General features: G+C 71.0%; 16 protein-coding genes and 1 riboswitch. Of the genes, 5 read left to right on the plus strand and 11 right to left on the minus strand.

The genetic code is table 11. From position 1 onward, the window contains the following. Positions 1-3 precede the first annotated feature (3 nt). Together ABLG96_RS18045 and ABLG96_RS18050 are read right to left on the minus strand one after the other, a co-directional pair. The gene (locus ABLG96_RS18045) at positions 4-843 is read right to left on the minus strand and encodes an RNA methyltransferase (protein WP_353648702.1); all 840 of its coding nucleotides are present in this window, start codon (positions 841-843) and stop codon (positions 4-6) included. Positions 844-866: 23 nt separating this feature from the next. Further along, positions 867-2,705, minus strand: a complete 1,839-nt coding sequence (locus ABLG96_RS18050; protein WP_353648703.1) for an MFS transporter — start codon at positions 2,703-2,705, stop codon at positions 867-869. A gap of 88 nt (positions 2,706-2,793) precedes the next feature. On the opposite strand from ABLG96_RS18050, the gene ABLG96_RS18055 reads away from it, so the two are divergent. Further along, complete coding sequence (locus ABLG96_RS18055) at positions 2,794-3,327, plus strand: DUF2530 domain-containing protein (protein WP_353648704.1); 534 nt, start codon at positions 2,794-2,796, stop codon at positions 3,325-3,327. A gap of 10 nt (positions 3,328-3,337) precedes the next feature. Here ABLG96_RS18055 and ABLG96_RS18060 read toward each other — a convergent pair whose 3' ends face one another. Next, a complete protein-coding gene (locus ABLG96_RS18060) occupies positions 3,338-6,475 on the minus strand; it encodes an ATP-binding protein (RefSeq protein ID WP_353648705.1) in 3,138 nt (1,045 codons plus the stop codon). Continuing rightward, positions 6,475-7,842: a DUF3027 domain-containing protein gene (locus ABLG96_RS18065; protein WP_353648706.1), complete on the minus strand. Its 1,368-nt coding sequence runs from the start codon at positions 7,840-7,842 to the stop codon at positions 6,475-6,477. The genes ABLG96_RS18060 and ABLG96_RS18065 overlap by 1 nt, the downstream gene beginning before the upstream one ends. Before the next feature lie 787 nt (positions 7,843-8,629). Here ABLG96_RS18065 and ABLG96_RS18070 point away from each other — a divergent pair. Together ABLG96_RS18070 and ABLG96_RS18075 are read left to right on the plus strand one after the other, a co-directional pair. After that, a complete protein-coding gene (locus ABLG96_RS18070; protein WP_353648707.1) occupies positions 8,630-10,168 on the plus strand; it encodes an MFS transporter in 1,539 nt (512 codons plus the stop codon). After that, the gene (locus tag ABLG96_RS18075) at positions 10,165-10,707 is read left to right on the plus strand and encodes a DUF2771 family protein (protein ID WP_353648708.1); all 543 of its coding nucleotides are present in this window, start codon (positions 10,165-10,167) and stop codon (positions 10,705-10,707) included. The genes ABLG96_RS18070 and ABLG96_RS18075 overlap by 4 nt, the downstream gene beginning before the upstream one ends. Positions 10,708-10,835: 128 nt before the next feature. On the opposite strand, the gene ABLG96_RS18080 is transcribed toward ABLG96_RS18075, so the two are convergent. Then, a complete protein-coding gene (locus ABLG96_RS18080; protein ID WP_353648709.1) occupies positions 10,836-11,222 on the minus strand; it encodes a cold-shock protein in 387 nt (128 codons plus the stop codon). 220 nt (positions 11,223-11,442) lie between these two features. Between ABLG96_RS18080 and ABLG96_RS18085 the strand changes: the two genes are divergently transcribed. Next, positions 11,443-11,754 (plus strand): hypothetical protein, encoded by a 312-nt coding sequence (locus ABLG96_RS18085; protein WP_353648710.1) that lies wholly within the window; start codon positions 11,443-11,445, stop codon positions 11,752-11,754. A gap of 19 nt (positions 11,755-11,773) precedes the next feature. Here ABLG96_RS18085 and ABLG96_RS18090 read toward each other — a convergent pair whose 3' ends face one another. Further along, the gene (locus ABLG96_RS18090) at positions 11,774-12,394 is read right to left on the minus strand and encodes a haloacid dehalogenase-like hydrolase (protein WP_353648711.1); all 621 of its coding nucleotides are present in this window, start codon (positions 12,392-12,394) and stop codon (positions 11,774-11,776) included. Between the two features lie 377 nt (positions 12,395-12,771). Continuing rightward, positions 12,772-12,917, plus strand: a riboswitch (cyclic di-AMP (ydaO/yuaA leader). 7 nt (positions 12,918-12,924) lie between these two features. On the opposite strand from ABLG96_RS18090, the gene ABLG96_RS18095 reads away from it, so the two are divergent. After that, positions 12,925-13,815, plus strand: coding sequence for a transglycosylase family protein (locus ABLG96_RS18095; RefSeq protein WP_353648712.1), 891 nt, complete (start codon positions 12,925-12,927; stop codon positions 13,813-13,815). Positions 13,816-14,060: 245 nt separating this feature from the next. Here the strand turns inward: ABLG96_RS18095 and ABLG96_RS18100 are convergent, their stop codons facing one another. The 5 genes from ABLG96_RS18100 to ABLG96_RS18120 all read right to left on the minus strand — a co-directional run bounded on the left by ABLG96_RS18100 (position 14,061) and on the right by ABLG96_RS18120 (position 18,375). Continuing rightward, positions 14,061-14,876, minus strand: coding sequence for an HAD-IIA family hydrolase (locus tag ABLG96_RS18100; RefSeq protein WP_353651577.1), 816 nt, complete (start codon positions 14,874-14,876; stop codon positions 14,061-14,063). A 91-nt stretch (positions 14,877-14,967) separates the two neighbouring features. Then, positions 14,968-16,140, minus strand: coding sequence for an ATP-binding cassette domain-containing protein (locus tag ABLG96_RS18105; protein ID WP_353648713.1), 1,173 nt, complete (start codon positions 16,138-16,140; stop codon positions 14,968-14,970). Beyond that, a complete protein-coding gene (locus tag ABLG96_RS18110) occupies positions 16,137-16,898 on the minus strand; it encodes an ABC transporter permease (protein ID WP_353651578.1) in 762 nt (253 codons plus the stop codon). Before ABLG96_RS18110 ends, ABLG96_RS18105 begins: the two co-directional genes overlap by 4 nt. A gap of 74 nt (positions 16,899-16,972) precedes the next feature. After that, complete coding sequence (modA, locus tag ABLG96_RS18115) at positions 16,973-17,941, minus strand: molybdate ABC transporter substrate-binding protein (RefSeq protein ID WP_353648714.1); 969 nt, start codon at positions 17,939-17,941, stop codon at positions 16,973-16,975. Beyond that, positions 17,938-18,375, minus strand: coding sequence for a TOBE domain-containing protein (locus tag ABLG96_RS18120; protein ID WP_353648715.1), 438 nt, complete (start codon positions 18,373-18,375; stop codon positions 17,938-17,940). Before ABLG96_RS18120 ends, modA begins: the two co-directional genes overlap by 4 nt. Positions 18,376-18,471: the final 96 nt, after the last annotated feature.

Genomic DNA, 18,471 nt, shown 5'->3' on the forward strand with positions numbered 1-18,471 from the left:
ACCTCAACCGGACGCGTCGCCGGGCTCCCCGACGCTCAGCGCGGCGAACGCGATAGCTCCCGCGGTGGCGACGTTGAGCGAATCGACCCCGCCGGACATCGGAATGCGCACCAGCAGATCGGCAGCCCGCAGCGCTTCCTCGGTGAGTCCCGGACCCTCCGAGCCCAGTAGGACTGCGACCTTGCGGCCCGGCAACGCGGCTGTCGCCAACAGGATCGCATCGCTGCGCGGGGTCAGCGCGGCCACGATGAATCCGTTCCGCTGCACCAGCTCGATCACCGCGGCCACCGATCCGGCCGCGGGGTCGGCGAACGGCACCGCGAGGACGTGACCCATCGACACCCGCACACTGCGGCGGTACAGCGGATCCGCGCATCCCGGCCCCAGCAGCACCGCGTCGATGCCCAGCGCCGCAGCGTTGCGGAAGATGCTGCCGAGGTTCTCGTGATCGCCCACCCCCTCCAGCACCGCCACCGATCGCGACGCCTTCAGCAACATCTCCGCGTCGCGGGTGACCGGCCGGTCGGCGGTCGCCACCACGCCGCGGTTGAGGTGGAAGCCGACGATCTGCGCCATCACGTCGGCAGCGGCGACGTAGAACGGCGCGTCGACGGATACCAGGTCGTCTGCGAGCTCGTCGTAGCGACTGGCCACGCCGAGCAGGGCGCGGGTCGGGTAGCGGGAGGCGAGCAATCGACGGACCACGATCGCGCCTTCCCCGATCACCAGTCCGCGACCACCCGGTCGATCGGGTCGCCGATCGGCCCTGTTCAGATCACGGAAGTCGTCCGCCCGAGGATCTGCGGGGTCGTCGATCTCGATCCGTGCGCTCACCCACGTCATGCTGCCGTACCGGGGACCGACGGTCAGCGGCGCCCGGGCCGCCGCACCACACGCCGCCCGGTCCGCTGCACCCGTCGAGCGGCGCGCACCGCCGGCCGCCCAGCTCGCCGGGCCCCGCCACCGATGCGGTGCAGGGATTCGGCGATCGACTCGGCGACGTGCGACTCCGGGTCGTCGTCCGACCGGGGATTGAACACGTGCACGTGCGGGACCGGGCCGATCCGCATCAGGAACGTCACCGGCGTGGTGCGCCACAACCAGAACCCGATCACCAGGGCCGCCACCGCCGACACCGCTCCGCCGAAGATCAGCGGTGCCCCGCCACCGAAGTGCTGGGCGATGACACCGATGAGGGGCGAGAAGAACGGGTTGCCACCCAGGAAGGCCAACGAGTAGATCCCCATCACCCGACCCCGCATCGCGGGCACCGTCGAGGCCTGCACCATGGCGTTGGCGGCGTTGATGAAGATCAGCATCGCCATGCCCTGCGGTACCAGCAACACCGCGAGGATCAGGTACGAGCCGAGCAGACCGAGCACCACCTCGATCGCCCCGAAGGCGAACGCGGCGCCGATCAACAGCCGCTGCCGCGGGGTCTTTTGCTGCCGCGCAGAGACCAGTGCACCGAGCAGCGCACCGACCGCGATCGTTGTGGACAGCAGTCCGTAGGAGTCGGCGCCGCGTTCGAACACGATCCGGGCGATGATCGCCAACGTCACCTGGAAGTTCATCCCGAAGGTGGCCACCACGAACAGCAGACCGATGACGAGCATCAGGTCGGGGCGACCCCGCACATAGGCGAGTCCCTCCCTGGTCTGACCCTTGCGCCGGGCGACCGGCGGCGACCGGCGCAGCGCGGCCGGGTCGATCTTCGTCAGCCCGATGATGACGGCGATGTAGGACAACCCGGAGATCGTCATCACCGGACCGGTGTCCACCAGCGAGATGAGCACCCCGGCAACGGCGGGGCCGACGATGCGCGCGCCGTTGAAGCCCAGCGAGTTGAGCGACACCGCGTTCGACAGTTCCGCTGCCGGCACCAGCTCGGCGACGAAGGACTGCCGGATCGGACCGTCGAAGGTCGCGGCCGTCCCCACCACCACGCAGGCCAGGAAGACGTGCCAGACCTCGGCAATCCCCAGCCAGGCGAGCACCCCGAGGGCGACGCCGGCCAGGCCGAGCACCACCTGGATCCAGCGCAGCGCGCGGCGCTTGTCGACCCGGTCGGCGATCGTGCCGGCCCACAACGACAGCAGCAGGGTCGGGCCGAACTGCAGGCCCGCCGCGACGCCCAGCGCCACCGGACTGTCGTCGGTGAGCTGCAGGACGAGCCAGTCCTGGGCGACCCGGTTCATCCAGGTTCCGGTCTGGCAGACGACGTTGCCGGTGAAGTAGTACCGGTAGTTGCGGATCTTGAGCGACCGGAAGGTACCGCTGCGGGCGACCCGCTCCTGCGGTGTCGCCGCCTCGGCGATCGCCGGGTCGGTGCCAACCGCCGGCGCACTCGACGGTTCCGACGCCGGAGTCTCCCCGGGCGGTCCGGGCGGTCCGGGCGGTCTGGACGGTCCGGACGGGTCAGCCGGGTGAGCCGGGGGTCGGGGGTCCTGATCCGACCGCTGCAGCGAGGCACGCTCGTCCGAACTCTGCCGACGGCCGTTCGTGCGCTGCTGCCCCGCCGCGTCTGCGCGCCGCCCCGGCGGACGGACGGGACGCTCCGGCCGGTCCGGATCCGTCGGGCGAGCCCGACTCGTCGGCGCCTTCCGTTGGGCTGCAGCACTTTGCGAACCAGTACGGCCCCCGTCGTCGGACCGCAACGGATCGTCCTCGCCGGAGGCGCTGTGCGGATCCGTTGCTCTCACCACCCCGTGACGTCGTTAGGTTCCCTCACGAATCTACGCCCGGTCGGCGTCACGAAGGACCGAGGGTCCGACCCTCGCCTACGCTCGGGGGGTGAGCGAACAGCCGACGGACGTTCCCGACCCGGACGTTCCCGATCCGGACGTCGCCGCCCGGCAGCCGACCGCCGCGGAGCGGCCCGGCGGTGCGGAGTCTCCTGGGTATGCGGTGTCACCTGCAGATGCGGGGTCCCCTGGGGAGGTAGTGCTCCCTGGTGATGCGGTGCACTCTGGTGATGCGGTGCTCCCCGGCGATGCGGTGCTCCCCGGTGATGCGGTGCACCCCGGTGATGCGGTGCTCCCCGGTGATGCGGTGCTCCCCGGTGATGCGGTGCTCCCGTTGCCGCCGGCACGCGCCGGTCTGCGTCAGGTGGTGGTGCCCGGGACCGGCATCTGGTTCGTGGGATTCGTCGTCCTGCTGTTCTTCATCCCGCAACTGCGTGAGCACCACGCGATGATCTGGCTCTGGACGTTCCTGGCCGGCTGGGTGCTGGGCCTGATCGGCCTGACGATCTACGGCTGGCAGCGACGCTCCGCGCGACGGGGGCACCGCGGCGCGAGCTCGATGGCACTCGACGAGCAGTACTGAGCGGAAGCGCTCAGTCCCAGACCCTGGCAAGCAGCTCTCCGGCGTCGTCGCCACGGATCGCGGCCAGGATCCGTCGCCGGTCCGCCCAGCGGCCGTTGGCCCAGGCCAACGCAGAGGCGAGGCCGAGCTCGGAGGAGTCGCAGATCGCCGAAGTGCCCACCGGCCACCAGGCCACCCGGTGTTCGACACCGTCGGGGTCGCGCACGGTCAGCGTCGCTGCGACCTGCGGCGTGCGGTGATCGGGACCCAGCAGCGCGACCACGGCCGGGATCTTCTCTGCGGCGCCCGACGTTGCCTGCGATGCGGCGGACGACGTCAGTGCGCCGTCGGCGGCGGCGAGCGGGAGCCCGAAGACCTCGGCGGCGAGCTCGGCATCGTTCCGGGTGGCGAGCACCCTTGACGGCGCCAGGCACTGCGCCCACCAGGGGCCGTCCGGCACGATCACCTCGTCGGCCGACCTCACCGAGCCGTCGCAGACCCGGATCCGATCGGGCAGTTGCACGCTGTCGTCGTCGGCCAATCTCGCCACCAGCAGGGCCACCACCGCGGTCACCGCCGCCGGGTCGAGGGCCACCGCCGGATCACAGAACCGATCGAGCACGCCTTGCGGATCGTCGTCGACGAGCGCGGCGAACTGTTCGTCGGAGCCGATCACCCCGATGGCGGCGGCGACCTGGGGGCTGAGGGCAGTCGGCAGCGGTGGCAGCAGCTGCAGCGGCGATCCGGCCGACGGGGTGTCGGCGGTCCGGAACCGATCGGGGGCGACTCCGTCGATCGAGGCGTGCTCGGCGATCCACCAACCCGTGTAGCTGCGGGTACCCGGCCGGGTCAGCACCGCGGCCCGGGCCTCGGGGTCCGCGTCGAGCAGCGCGAGGAAGGCCGGCCAGTCGTCGACCAGGTCGAGGTCGGCCACCCCGAGCTCCCCGTCGTCCCGATCCGGGGACCCGAGCTCGCCGGACCCCGGGTAGTCGTCGAGATCGGGCAGGAGCTTGTCCGCCCGCGGATCGTCGAGCGGTACGACGAGCAGACCGGCGCGTACCCCCGCGCGCTCCAGGACCGCAGCCCCCCACCGCTGCACCCACGCCCGACCGATCAACGGCAAGGCATCGGCGACGAGCACCGCACCGAGCGTCGCGTCGGGCAGCAGCAGTTCCGTTGCGGGCCACGGCTCCTCGTCCTCGGTGCCGAGCACCAGGTCGCTCACCAGCTGAGGATCGGGCACCCCGCCGGCCGCGATCAGGTCCAGCACCAGGGCGGCCAGCGCGCCGGCCGCGACCGCCGGATCGTGTGCGAGATCGTCGGCATCCGGGGTGGCCGTGTCGGGCAGCACGATCACCTCGAGCAGGTCCGCCTCCAGGTCCCCGGCCAGCGCGGTGATCTCTGCGCGCAAGGCGCTCGAGGCGAGGATCGCATCCGGATCGGCGGGCACTGCGCCGATCCGCAGCAGCAGATCGTCGGCGGCCTCGGCCGCGACCCAGCGGATGGCCGGCAGCACTGCGGTGACGGCCTGCGTCAACTCCTGCAGTGCCGGCGTCGGGAGCAGGACGCCCCGGGCGCCGATCGCCTGTCGCCCGTCGGCCAGCGGGACCGGAAGCCCGGAGAGCGCATCGGCATCGGAGCCGGCCAACCCTCGGTAGAGCTGCGCCCACCACCGCGGCGGTCGCACCACCGACGACAGCGCGTCGACGGCCTCGGACAGCGACAGCATGGTGACGCCGAGCATCCGGGCAGCTGTCCGCGCGGACACCGGCACCTCCACCAGCGCAGGGATCGCCTCGGCCACCGCTGCGGCCGTCGCGCCGTCCAGCTCCGGACAGCAGCGGGCGGTGCGCGGTTCGACCGGATCACCCAGCACCCCGACGAGCAGCGGCGCGTCGGCGAGTCGCCGGACAACCAGTGCCCGCAGGCGGGCATCGAGGTCACCGGCCGGGAAGTCCTGCGGCGGAACGAGATCCCAGCGCGCTTCCGGCGGGAGTGCCATTGCCAGGGCGAGGTAGGCATCGACGGACAGTGCCAGCAGATGGTCGGTGAGCGGCTCGACCGTGATGCGTCGACGGGTCTCGTCCACCGGGAAGGTGCCGACCAGTCGGCCCGGCAGGGTGAGCAGATCGTCGGTCGCGGTCGGTGCGCCGATCGCATGGACCGTCTCGGCATCCGTGCCGCGTTCGGCGAACGGGTCGAAGGCACCGACAGCACCGCCGGCCTCGCCCGGGGGTTCCGGCAACGACCAGCACAACCGCCAGTCGGCACGCATCCGCTCCTCCACCGGGCGATCCGCGAGCAGCGCTGCAGGCAGTTCGCCGTGGCTCTCCGCCGTCAGGAACGAGCGACGCGCTGCGGTCGCGGCGGGCCCGGTCTCGAGCAGCTGCTCCCGGCGCACCAGCACGGGGCTACCTCGGGCCGTGCGGGGTTCGTCGCGCTCGCGGGTGATCGTCAGATCCGGCAGCCGAACCTCGTCCAGCGCCGGGAGCGCCCACCACAGCTCGTCGAGCACCGCGCTGCGCCATCCGTCGAGCACCGCATCGGCACCCACCCCGGGTCGGAGCGGCAGCCGCACCTGCGAGCTGAACCCCTGCGGTACGTCGTCTTCCGTGGCGTCCGGGAGCGGCCAACACAGCCGCAACGCGGGCAGGACGCCGTCCCGACGGCGCAGTTCCGCATCGAGCTCCGGAATACCAAGGGCCGCAACCTCTTCCGCGGTCCGCTCGGCCGAGAACCGGACGGAGCCACTCATCGACAGCAGCGCGGGCTCGTCGCTCAACGCGCGCACCGCCGTGAAGCCGACCCCGAAATGCCCGATGGTGGAGGCGGTGTCGCGCTTGGCCGATGCCCGCAGGCTGGCCAACGCCCGAACGCCGTCGGACGTCAGCGGCGACCCGGTGTTGGCGACCCGGATCTCCACTGCGCCGCCGGTGAGGTCGATCCGTTCGACGGCCAGTACGGCCCGCACCCCTGCCGATCGCGCGGCGTCGACGGCATTGGCCGCCAACTCCATCAGCACCCGGTCGGCATAGCCGCGCGCCAGCAGCTCCTCGGCGTTGGCGTCCTCCCGGAACCGCGCTGTCGACGCGGTCCAGGTCTGCAGCACCGCACGCCGCAGGGCGGCCGTCCGGTGCGGATCGAGCGGATCGACGGGATCCGGAGCCATCAGACGGTGACGACCCCAGCGTCGGGATCGGCATCATCGCTTCCAGTGCTGTCGACGTCGACGGAACTGCTGATCGGCGGCAGCAACTCCAGAACCGCATGCAACGCAGCGTCTTCGTCCGGGTTCGCCCCCGCCACCTGCTCGGAGTCCTCGTCGGGGTCGACAGCTGCGGGCTGGGCATTCGCCGCAGTGGGCTGTCCGTCGGCCGGGTCCTGGTCCGCGTCCGCGTCCGACGACAGACCCGCGGTCGGCTCCGGTTCGGCGTCCAGGATCCGCTCCGCGTTCATATCCTGCGCGGCGGTCAGCTGACCCGCACCGGGTTCAACGGCTCCATCCACCGGATCCTGTTCGGCTGCAACGGGTTCGGTCGGCTCGTCGAGAAGGGTCCGGGCGGACCCAACGTCGGCGAGCTCGGCCTGTTCGCGGACATGCATGTCGATCCGCTCCTCGTCGATGCGGAGACCGTCGATGAGGGTGCTGTCGCTCTCGCCCGGTCCCGACGGTTCCAGGATGGCGGCAACGGCCTCGGAGTGCGCACCGCAGCCGTACTCCACCGCGACCACCTTGCCGTCGCCCGGCGCCATGTCGTTGGAGCAGGCACCGAAGAGTCCGCCCAACGCACCGGCCAGCGGCACGAAGAACCCGCACTGGCCGCACCGACCGGGAGCCTGCTGGGCCATCGGGTCGGACGGCCCGAATGGCCCGGCGTACCAGCGCTCGGCGGCATCGACACGTCCGTCGCGGCTCAACACCCGGGTGCGGCCGAGCCCGAAGTCGCGGGCCACGTCCTCGATCGCCGGGTCGTCGGAGAGCAGGTACCCGGGCACCAGTCGCGGATCGTCCGTCGGAGTCAGCAGCAGATCGCCGACCCCGAGGTCGCCGCCGCGCACGCGTCGGTCCCACGGAACCCACGGCGGGGCCACCAGCGCCGCGTCACCAGGCAGCAGGACGACCTCGCTGACGGTCCAGCTGTCGGTGGACACGGACGCCAGCGTCACCGACCACTGCCACCCGTGATAGCCGCGGATCTTCGCCTGGAAGCCTGCGGTGACGGCGATCCCGTCCTCGGCGTACGCACCCAGGAAGTCGCCGACGCTCTCGACCCCACCGGCCTCGTCGCCGGCGACCGACCGGGCAGCAGCCAGCGCCAGCTCGATCGCCGCGGTGGTCAGCGCGACCGCCTGCCGCGAGAGCGGTGCACCACGGTCGGCGGTGTGTTCGTCGTTCTCGGCGACCGGGGATTCGTCGACGACCCGGGTTTCGTCAGCGACCCGGGTTTCGTCGACGACCTGGGATTCGTCAGCGACCGGAGCGGATCCAGCAGTCTCGACCTGCTCGTCGGTGGGAACGTCATCGGTGGAGATCACCACGCCATGATGCCTGACGAGGGCCCTCCGAGAGTATTCGTGCTTCGGCACCGACACCTCTGGACGCCGGCGGCTGAACGCCGTGGACGACAGCAACGCCGCGGCGCGAAACAGTTCCGCGGTCCCCCGCCTTCGGCAGGGTGCGGTGCGGCAGGATGAACCCATGCCGCACGACGACGACCCCGATGCGGTTCCCGGGTCACCCGCGTCGCGAGAGCCCCGCTCCGGGGAGCAGCGCTCCGCCGACCACCGCACGGACGAGATCCCCCGGGGCACGGGTGGCCAGCGTCCGGCCGCACCGACTGCCACGCCGCGGCCACGTCGTCGACCCGACGTGCTGCCGACCGAGCAGCTCCCCCGCGGCACCGGCGGCCGACGATCGGTGGACGAGGGCCCCGTCGACCCCCGCAACAGGTCCCAGCGCCCGGACTCCCAGCGGCCCGGCTCACACATTCCAGCCCCACCCAGCCCAGCCCCACCCAGCCCAGCCCCGCAGCGGCCCGGCCGTGCGCTGCCCGAACGGGCAGCGGACGACGACCGCGGCAACAGCAACGACCGCCGGGCGGGGGACGACCGCGGCAACAGCGATGACCGCCGAGCAGCAGCCGACCGCCGAGCCCAGGACCGGCGAGCTGCCTTCGATCGACGGGATCGTGGCGCGCAGACCGACCAACCCCGGCAGCAGGATCGGTCCCCGGATTCACCGCGCGGGCCGGAAGTCAGGGGCGGGCACCTACCGCACTATGCAGAGCCCGACCTCGCCCCGCCGGTACCGGGGACGCCCGGAATGCCGCGGAAACTGACCGTCACCCGGATCGCGGCCATGCGGAGCAGGCAGTTGACCTCGCGCGGCGTCGAGCTGTTCCGCAAGGCGGCCACCGCGGACGGCGCGGACCGGTCCGGGTTGACGCACCTCACCTATGCGGTGATGGCGAACTACGCCGTCGATGCGGCGCTCACCGTGGCACTGGCCAACACGCTGTTCTTCGCTGCGGCGTCGGCCGAGTCGACCGGCAAGGTACTGCTGTACCTGCTCATCACCGTCGCCCCGTTCGCGGTGATCGCCCCGTTCATCGGTCCGCTGCTCGACAAGATCCAGCACGGCCGCCGGATCGCGCTGGCCGCCACCAGTTTCGGGCGCAGCCTGCTGGCGATCGTGATGGCCTTCAACTTCAACTCCTGGGTGCTGTACCCGTGCGCTCTCGGGATGATGGTGCTGTCGAAATCGTTCGGCGTGCTCAAGGCAGCGCTGACGCCACGGGTGTTGCCGGAGCAGATCACCCTGGTCAAGACCAACTCCCGGCTGACGGTGTTCGGCCTGGTTGCCGGCGGTGTCGCGGGCGGCATCGCGGCAGCGTTCGCCGGGGTCACGAACGCTTCGGGAGCCCTGATCTGGACGGCGCTGTGCGGTGTCGCCGGCGGCGTGCTCTGCCTGCGCATCCCGGCTTGGGTGGAATCCACCGAGGGTGAGGTGCCGGTCCAGCACAGCGAGGTGCTGACCAGGGGCCGCGTCCGCCGCTTCCCGCCGGGCGTCTCGGCGACGTTGTGGGCCAACATGGCCAACCGGATCGAGACCGGCTTCCTCGCCCTGTTCATCGCGTTCGTCGTCAAGACTGAGTACTCGCACCTGTCCGGTTTCCAGCAGCTGCTCGTGCTCGGCATCGTCGGTGCCGCAGCCGGTCTCGGCGGGTTCGTCGGCAATGCCCTTGGCACCCAGATCACCCTGACCAGGCCCGATGTGATCGCCGCCTGGGGCGTGGTCGCCGTCGGCGTCACCTGCCTGGTCGCCATCATGATCCCGGGTATCGCGATGGCGGCCGTGGTCGGGCTGGTCGGCTCCACGTCGTCCTCGCTGGCGAAGGTCTGCCTCGACTCGGTGATCCAGGACCGGCTCCCCGAGGCCAGCCGGGCGTCGGCGTTCGGGATGAGCGAATCGCTGCTGCAGCTCGCCTGGGTCACCGGCGGGGTGGTCGGCCTGCTGCTGGGCGGCGTGCTGCACCTGTCCGGCGACGGCGTCTACATGCTCGGCTTCGCCGTCGTGACGCTGATGGTCGGCCTGGGCGTGACGCAGAGCTGGCTCTCCCGCTCCGGACGAGCGCTGGTGCCCGCACTCGCGGCCGCCTGGGACCGACGCGCCAACCGCCGCTTCGCCAAGTCCCGCAGCGCCGGCCAGACCAGCGCTCCCCGGACGGCGCGGTTCACCGTCCCCGCAGCCGGCGACGCTGAGCAGGGACCGCGCACCCAGCAGCTGCCCACCGACGAACCTCCGGCCACGTCGGCCACCCGGGACCGTCGCCCGCGCAAGGCGGGTCGACCGCGCCGATGACGTCCCTCCCCGGCACGCCGGACCCGTCGATCCCTCGTACGCGTGCTCGGCGCCGGCGGGCGCTCGTGGCCGTGCTGGTCTTCGCGACCCTGGCGCTCTCCGGCTGTACCCGGCCGCTGCCCTCGGTGAGCTTCTTCGGCAACGGCGCACTGGTCTCCGCTGCCCCGACACTGTGGTGCTCCGCCGACTCGACCGCCGAGGCGCTCGACTGTCTGGCCACCCGCTCCGACGCCAGTGCACCGCAGATGACCCTGCGACCGGGTCAGGGCGTCTCGGTCAACGTCCCCGCAGCGATCGGCCTGGCTCCCTGGGTCGTCGTCTTCCGTTTCCGCACTGCTGCGGGCAAGCAGGAGGAACTCCGCAGCGAGCTGTTCTCCTCCGACGCCCGTCAGCAGTACGAGCTGAAGCCGCCGGCGACGACCGATCAGCTGCTGCGCGTGGAAGTGCAGAGCGGGCTGACGCCGATGGCGACCGCGACCGGCAACGGGGTCGACTACGCCGCGCTGCACACCTGGGTCGTGCTGATCGTCGCAGCCTGACCAGCCCCGACCGGCCGGCTTCAGTGGTCGAGCGACCCGGCCATCGAGCGGCTCCGGTCGTCGAACCGCCGACGCAGCAGTGCCCCGGTCCGATGGATCCGGACCTGGGCACCACACTGCATCGGCCGTCAGGCGTCGAGCTCGTTCGCCACGGCTCGCAACATGCCGGCGATCCGGCCACCGATGGCGCGGTCCGGGTAACGGTTGCGCCGCAGGTCGGGCAGCACCTTGGATTCGAGCAGCTTGATCATGTCGTCCATCAGACCGTGCAGCTCCTCAGCCGGACGCCGGTGGGCCACCACGACCGAAGGTGGCGCCTCCAGCAGCACCACCTGCAGGGCCTGCGGGCCACGCCGCCCGTCGGCCACCCCGAACTCGACCTTCTGACCGGGCTTGAGGGCCTCGGTGCCGCTCGGCAGCGCGGAGGTGCGGACGTGCACGTCCGGTCCGTCTTCCTGGGCGATGAAACCGAACCCCTTCTCCGCGTCGTACCACTTCACCCGTCCGCTGGGCATCAGATCCACCTGCTTCTCATCGGCTGTACTGGAACTACCTGTCGTCCGGATCGTCTGCGCCTCGTCGGGGGCGCCTGGCGTACGGAGTTCCGGGATGCGGAATCGCCCGTGTCCACCGGAGGTGTCAACACTACGGCGGGCGGAGTACCCGATTTCTCCGCTCCTGGCGAGCTGCGCCGAGCGTAGCGACCCGCCCGTCCGCAGTGCTTATCCTGGGATGGTGACCTCGTCCAGCGCGCCCTCAACTCCGGCCGACGAACCCGCCGGTGCGGGCCGTCCGTCCCGCACCCCGGTCGAGAAGGTCTCCGGCACCTCACCGCGTCCGGCCACCCTGCGGCGCTCGCCGGTGGTCATGCGGATCGGCATGGTCGTGTTCTGCATCGGCGCGTCGGCCCTGCTGGTGATGCTGGTGCTGTTCGCCTCCGGCGCCCGCGACTTCCCGGTCTGGTTCTGGCTCGTGGTGGCGCTGGCTCCGATCGGGCTGGGTATCTCCGCGTTCCGCATCCGGCAAGCCGGTCTGTCGGTCGACTGACCTGGCCACCTGCCCGCGCTCAGTGCACCGTTGCCAGCAGGTAGCTGCTCAGCCATGCCGGGAAAGCAGTCAGATCGCCCAGGACGACGTCCGCGCCGGCGGAGGCGAGATCCTCACCCGAGATCGGCCCGGTGGCCACCCCGACGGCCATCGCGTCCGCACCGCGCGCTCCGTTGATGTCGCCCAGATGGTCGCCGACATAGACTTCCGCGCCCGCCGAGCGCAGCGCGGCGGACTTCTCCGCACCGAACACCGAACCGACGACGTCGTCCACGACGAGGCCCAGCCGCTCGAGGTGGACCCTGGCATGCGGCTCGTTCTTGGCAGTGACCACCAGCGACCGGCCGCCGTGCGCCCGGACGGTGTCGATCGCCTCGGCGGCCCCCGGCAGTGCGACCGTCATCGGGATGACGATCTCGCAGTAGCGGGCACGGAATCGGGTGACCAGATCCTCCACCGTTGGCGCGTCGAACCCGTACCGGCCGAGCTCGACGACGAGCGGCGGTCCCAACCGGGACGCGAAGGCAGCTCCGTCCAACGGATGCCCGGTCTCGGCCGAGAGCGCCTCGAACAGCGCGACCATCCCGGGACGGGGATCGATCAGCGTCATGTCGAGGTCGAAACCGACGGTGAAACTCACGCTCCGGACACTAGGCGCCGACGCCGCGAACGTTGGAATCGAGAGGGTCGTCGAGATGAATCGGTCTCCGGACGGAGACCGAAGCGTGACCTGCGGGTTGCGACACGCTGATAACGGCCAGGACACGGCTCCCCCGATCGGGTGAACTTCATCTGTTACACGCAACCCGTCCGGAGTGCCACCTGAAACTCCCGCAGGGGTTCCCACCTGCAGCGATGCGGATTATCTCGGTTGGATCACGAAAGTTACCCGTTCGTTACCACATTCCGACGCGATACCCAGAAAGCTTCGCCATCCGTATCGTCGGCCGAGGTCGCAGGAACCTCCTGGAGACCATCTTGGGAGCGGCGCCGAGCACTGTCCGCGCTCCCGGGTACGTACAAGCAATGCCAGGACAGTGGCGGGGGACCCAAGGTTCTCCGGTGGTCACGAGACCACCTCGGGGTGAAGCCGGCGAGAGCCGGCCGGGCTGCCCACAGCTCGAACCCGACAGCTGACTTCGTAGGCGCAGCACGTGGGAGAAAAAGAACATGACCCGTCACCTGGGCCGTCATCGCAAGCCGTCCACCACCAAGACCATCGCCATCCGCACCGCGACCGCTGGCCTGTTCGTCAGCGGCCCCGCCGTTGCGTTGGCCGCCACCGATGCCTCGGCCGCTCCGGCCGCCGTCTGGGACGCCGTCGCCCAGTGCGAATCCACCAACAACTGGTCCATCAACACCGGTAACGGGTACTACGGCGGACTGCAGTTCTCCCAGTCCACCTGGGAGGCCTTCGGCGGCGCCGAGTACGCAAGCCGCGCCGACCTGGCCACCAAGTCCCAGCAGATCGCCATCGCCGAGCGCACCCTCGCCGGCCAGGGCTGGGGTGCGTGGGCCTGTGCCGACAACGTCGGCGCCACCGGCTCGGGCGACTCGAACGCCACCGCAGGCTCCAGCGCGGCTCCGGTCGCCGCCGCGGCCCCCGTCGCAGCTGCGGCCCCCGTCGCAGCTGCGGCCCCCGTCGCTGCCGCCCCCGTTGCTGACGCCCCCGTCGCTGCCGCCCCGAAGGCAGCCTCGACCGCGACCGCCAGTGGCTCGTACACGGTGGCCTCGGGCGATTCTCTCTTCGAGATTGCCTCGCGGTTCGGCACCAGCTGGGAGACGCTGTTCAGCCTGAACAACAGCACCATCGGTGACCCGAACGTCATCTCCGTCGGTCAGGTCCTGAAGGTCACCGGCTCGGCTGCTTCCGCAGCTCCTGCTGCCGCAGCGGCGCCGAGCGCCGCCGCCACCGGCGGTTACAGCGTCAAGGCAGGCGACACCCTCGGCCGGATCGCCTCCGCCCACGGCACCAGCTGGCAGCACCTGTTCAACCTGAACGCCAGCGTGCTGTCCGACCCGAACGTCATCTTCCCGGGTCAGCAGCTCGTCCTCGGCTGAGCCAGCCACCCGAACTGCCGAAGCCCCTCGATCCTCTTCGGGTCGGGGGGCTTCGGCGTTCCTCGGACTGGTCGCTGGTGACAAGCAGACGCGGCCACCCCAAGACCTTGTCGCTGGTGATGAGTGCTGCTGCTGGCAACAAGGACGTCCTTCGCGCCAGCAACAACCCTTGACACCAGCAACAACCCTCGGCCGGCGACACCTGGCCGGTGCCAGCCAGAAGGGTGCAGGCCGGCCACCCGCATCTAGCGCGCCGGGCTGTCCGCTCCGAACGGGGATGCGGTGCGGCCGACCAGATCGGCCACCGAGTCGATCACCAGGGACGGGCGGTAGGGGAATCGCTCCATGCTCTCGCGGGTGGAGATCCCGGTGAGCACCAGGATGGTCGCCAGCCCGGCCTCGAGACCGGCGATCACATCGGTGTCCATCCGGTCCCCGATCATCAACGTCGACTCCGAATGCGCGCCGATCGACCGCAACGCGGACCGCATCATCAACGGGTTCGGCTTGCCGACGAAGTACGGCGTCCGGCCGGTCGCCTTCTCGATCAGCGCAGCGACCGCCCCCGCGGCCGGCAGCACGCCGTAGCGCGACGGTCCCGTGGGATCCGGATTGGTCGCCACGAACCTGGCGCCCTTGTTGATCAGTCGGATCGCTGTCGTCAGCGCCTCGAACGAGTAGTTCCGGGTCTCCCCCAGCACGACGTAATCGGGGTCGCGGTCGGTGATCACGAACCCGGCCTCGTGCAGCGCGGTGGTCAGCCCCACCTCGCCGATCACGAACGCCGATCCATGCGGCCGCTGCGCCTTCAGGAACTCCGCGGTCGCCAGGGCCGAGGTCCACAACCGGTTCTCCGGAATGTGCAGCCCGCTGGAGGAGAGCCTGGCCACCAGGTCGCGCCGGGTGAAGATGGGGTTGTTGGTGACGACGAGGTAGTTCACGCCGCGTTCGGTGAGCTCCGCCAAGAACTCGTCCGCTCCGGGCACCAGGTGCTCCTCGTGCACCAGGACGCCGTCCATGTCCATCAGGTACGACCACTGGGCCGGATCCGGCGCCTGCATGGTGGGATCAGGGGCGGTCGGGTCGGGACTGGTGTCGGAGTCGCTCACCCCACCAGTGTCCTCCAGCGGCCCAGGTCGGACGCAGCCGGAGTCAGCGGGCGAACAACCGCACCTGGGTCGCCTTCACACCGAGGGTGACCGTCGCCCCGAGCACGATCGGTACCGCCGACACGGCCGCGGGGGTGACGTCCGCGGCGATCATCACCCCACCGGGGAGTCGGGTACGGATCCGGACGGCTCCGGCGCCCGGTTCGATCGCCACCACCTCGGCCGTCCACCGGTTCCGGACACTGGTGGCGGCCGGCTGTTCGCTGACGCGCACCGATCCGGTGGCCGTCGGCACCGCGCTCACCGACACGGCGACCGGCGGGAACGCCGCCGCGGCCGCGACCCCGTCCGAGAGCGGCTCCTCGGCGATACCGAACGCCTGCAAGCCTCCGGCGCCCGTCAACCCGCTTCCGTCGGATGCGGTGCCCAGCAACAGGTTCAGGCCGGCGAGGGCGGCCCCGAACTGTGATCCTGGCTCGGTGAGCATCCGCTGGGTCGGGCCCGAGTCGACCACCCGACCGGCATCCATCACCAGCACCCGGTCGGCCAGCATCGCCGCGTCCAGGATCTCGTGGGTCACCAGCACGGTGGTCTGGCCTGCCTCGCGCAGATGCTGTCCCAGCACGTGTCGGATCTCGCCGGCGGTACCGATGTCGGCGGCTGCCAGCGGCTCGTCCAGCAGCAACAAATCAGGCTCGGCGGCCAACGCCCTGGCCAGCGCCACCCGCTGACGCTGCCCGCCCGACAGGTCCGCCGGGCGACGGTCGACCATCGCCGCCAGCCCGAGCCGGCCCAGCCACTCCCGGGCCGCCGCTCGCGCCGCCGGCGCCCGCACTCCTGCCGCGCGCGGGCCGAAGGCGACGTTCTCCACAGCCGAGAGATGCGGGAACAGCAGCGGGTCCTGACCCATCAGACCGATCCTGCGTCGCTCGGGGGGCAGGAAGACCCCGCCGCCGGCGATGTGTCGGCCGGCCACCCGCAGCTCCAGCTCCCGGGGCACGAGCAAGCCGGCCAGTGCCTGCAGGATCGTCGACTTCCCGCAGCCGTTGGGTCCGAGCAGCGCGACGATCTCACCGCGCTCCACAGTCAGGTCGGCAACCACGTCGAACGCGGCGCGCGGCACCAGCAGGCGCGCCCGGACGAACGACTTGCCGGCGACGGCGTCACTCGTCCCGCCCACGATGTCGGCCGCCGACCCGTCCGCCGGCCCGGTCACCACACGGATCTCCGCGGGCGGACGGCGAACAGGATCAGCAGCGCCACCACCACCAGCAGCAGCGACATCGCCACCGCCGTATCGGTACCGTCGCCGCCACCGTTGAACTCGGTGTAGATGGCCAGCGGCATGGTGCGGGTGACGCCCTCCTTGTTGCCGGCGAACAGCGCGGTCGCGCCGAACTCGCCCAGCGCCCGGGCGAAGCAGAGCGCGGTCCCGGACAGCAGCGCGGGTCGCAGCAGCGGCAACGTCACCCGGAACAAGGTCGTGGTTCGACCGGCGCCGAGGGTGGCGGCGACCGTTTCGAAGCGGTCGCCCAGCGATCGCAGCGCACCCTCCAGGGTGAGCACCAGGAACGGGAGAGCGACGAAGGTCTCCGCCAGCACGACGGCGAGAGTGGAGAACGCGATCCGGGTGCCGAACCACTCGAACAGGTACTGCCCGATCAGACCCTGCGTGCTCAGCAGGTACAGCAGCGCGATGCCGCCCACCATCGGCGGCAGCACCAACGGCACCGTCACCAGGGTGCGGAGCAGCCGGATCCACCAACCCTCGCGGCGCGCCAACAGCAGGGCGAGCGGGATCCCCAGGACGAGGCAGACCGCGGTCGCCAGCAGGCCGCACCGCAGCGACAACCAGAGGGCCAGCAGCACCGGTCGGGAACCGAGGGCGGCGGGCAGCTGCGCCCAGTCGGCCTTGGCCAGCAGCGCCACCAACGGCAGCAGCAGCAGGGCGATGCCGAGCCCGGCCGGGACCAGCGCCCAGCGCGGCGGGCCGACGGTGCCGACGGCCGCGCGGACCCGGGCGCTGTCGACCGTGCGACCCACGCGGATCAGGGTGCCCCGAATCCTGCTGCTGTCAACGTCTTCTGCCCTTCGGCGCCGGTGACGACGTCGACGAACGCTGCCGCGGCGGAGGGATTCGGTGCGGCCTTCAGGACGCTGATCGGATAGGAGTTGACGGCTTCGGCCGACTCCTTGAAGTCGATGCCCTCGACCTTGCCCCCAGAACCGGAGACGTCGGTCTTGTAGACGAGGCCGGCATCCGCGTCGCCCTCGGCGACCTTGGTGAGGACGTCGGTCACCTTCTGTTCCTCGCTGGCCGGATCGAGCGTCACCCCTGCAGCGTCGAGAGCCGTCCGGGCGGCGGAACCACACGGCACCTCCGGGGCACAGACCACGGTCGCCACGCCGCTCTTCGCCAGGCTCGCGAGATCGGTGATGCCCTTCGGGTTACCTGGCTTCACCGCGATCTGCAGGGTGTTGGTGGCGAAGATCGTCGGAGTACCGGTGACCAGCCCGGCGTCGGTGGCCTTCGTCATGTTCTTCTGATCGGCGCTGGCGAACACGTCCGCCTCCGCGCCCTGGGTGAGCTGGGTGACCAGGGTCGAGCTGCCGTCGTAGGAGACCTGGACGTCGACGCCGGGATGCTCCTTCTCGAAGGTCGCCGTCAGGTCGTCGAAAGTCTTCTGCAGCGAGGCGGCGGCGAACACCGTGACGGTACCGCTGAGCTCGCCGCCGCTGGGCGCCGAGCTGCTGGATCCGCTGCTGGACGGGGCTGTGCTGCTCGGGGCTGTGCTGCTCGGGGCTGTGCTGGTCGGGGCTGTGCTGCTGGATCCGCTGCTGCTCGGGGCGCTGCTGCTCGAAGACTCAGTGCTCGGGGCCGCGCCGGCCGAACCGACGGAACTGGACGTGGCGACGGGCGTCGACGTTGCGACGTTCCCGGACGAGCCCGCACACCCGGCGACACCGAGCGCAGCAGCTGCCAGGACTGCCAGGAACGCACGGGTGGTTCGGATCATGCTGTGCTCCTGGGGGTTTCGACGATCACGGTGGTCGCCTTCACAACGGCCACCGCCAAGGAGCCGACCCGGAGGTCGAGCTCACGGACGGCCTCGGACGACATCAGGGAGACGACCCGGTGCGGACCGCACTGCAGCTCGACCTGCGCCATCACGGTGTCGGCAGTGATTGCGGTGACCAGACCGACGAACCGATTGCGGGCCGACCGGCCGACCCCCGACGGGTCCTCGGGGTGCGGGGCCTTCTCCGCGAGATCGCGGGCGACCACGGCCAACGCGTCGCCGGCGACGACAGCGCGACCCGCGTCGTCGGTCTCGGTGGGGAACGTCCCGGCGTCGATCCAGCGGCGCAGGGTGTCGTCGCTGACTCCCAGCAGATCCGCCGCCTGGCTGACGCGGTAGCGCGGCGAGCTGGTGCCATCGGGTGAGCTCATGGGTCGATCATAGACACGCGGGTGCGGTTCCAGGTATGGGTATCAGACCGCAGATGCGGATCTGTGGTCGTGAATGCGGCATCGAGGACCCATGGC

The sequence above is a fragment of the Nakamurella sp. A5-74 genome, from assembly GCF_040438885.1.
In the GTDB taxonomy this organism is placed as follows: Bacteria; Actinomycetota; Actinomycetes; order Mycobacteriales; family Nakamurellaceae; genus Nakamurella.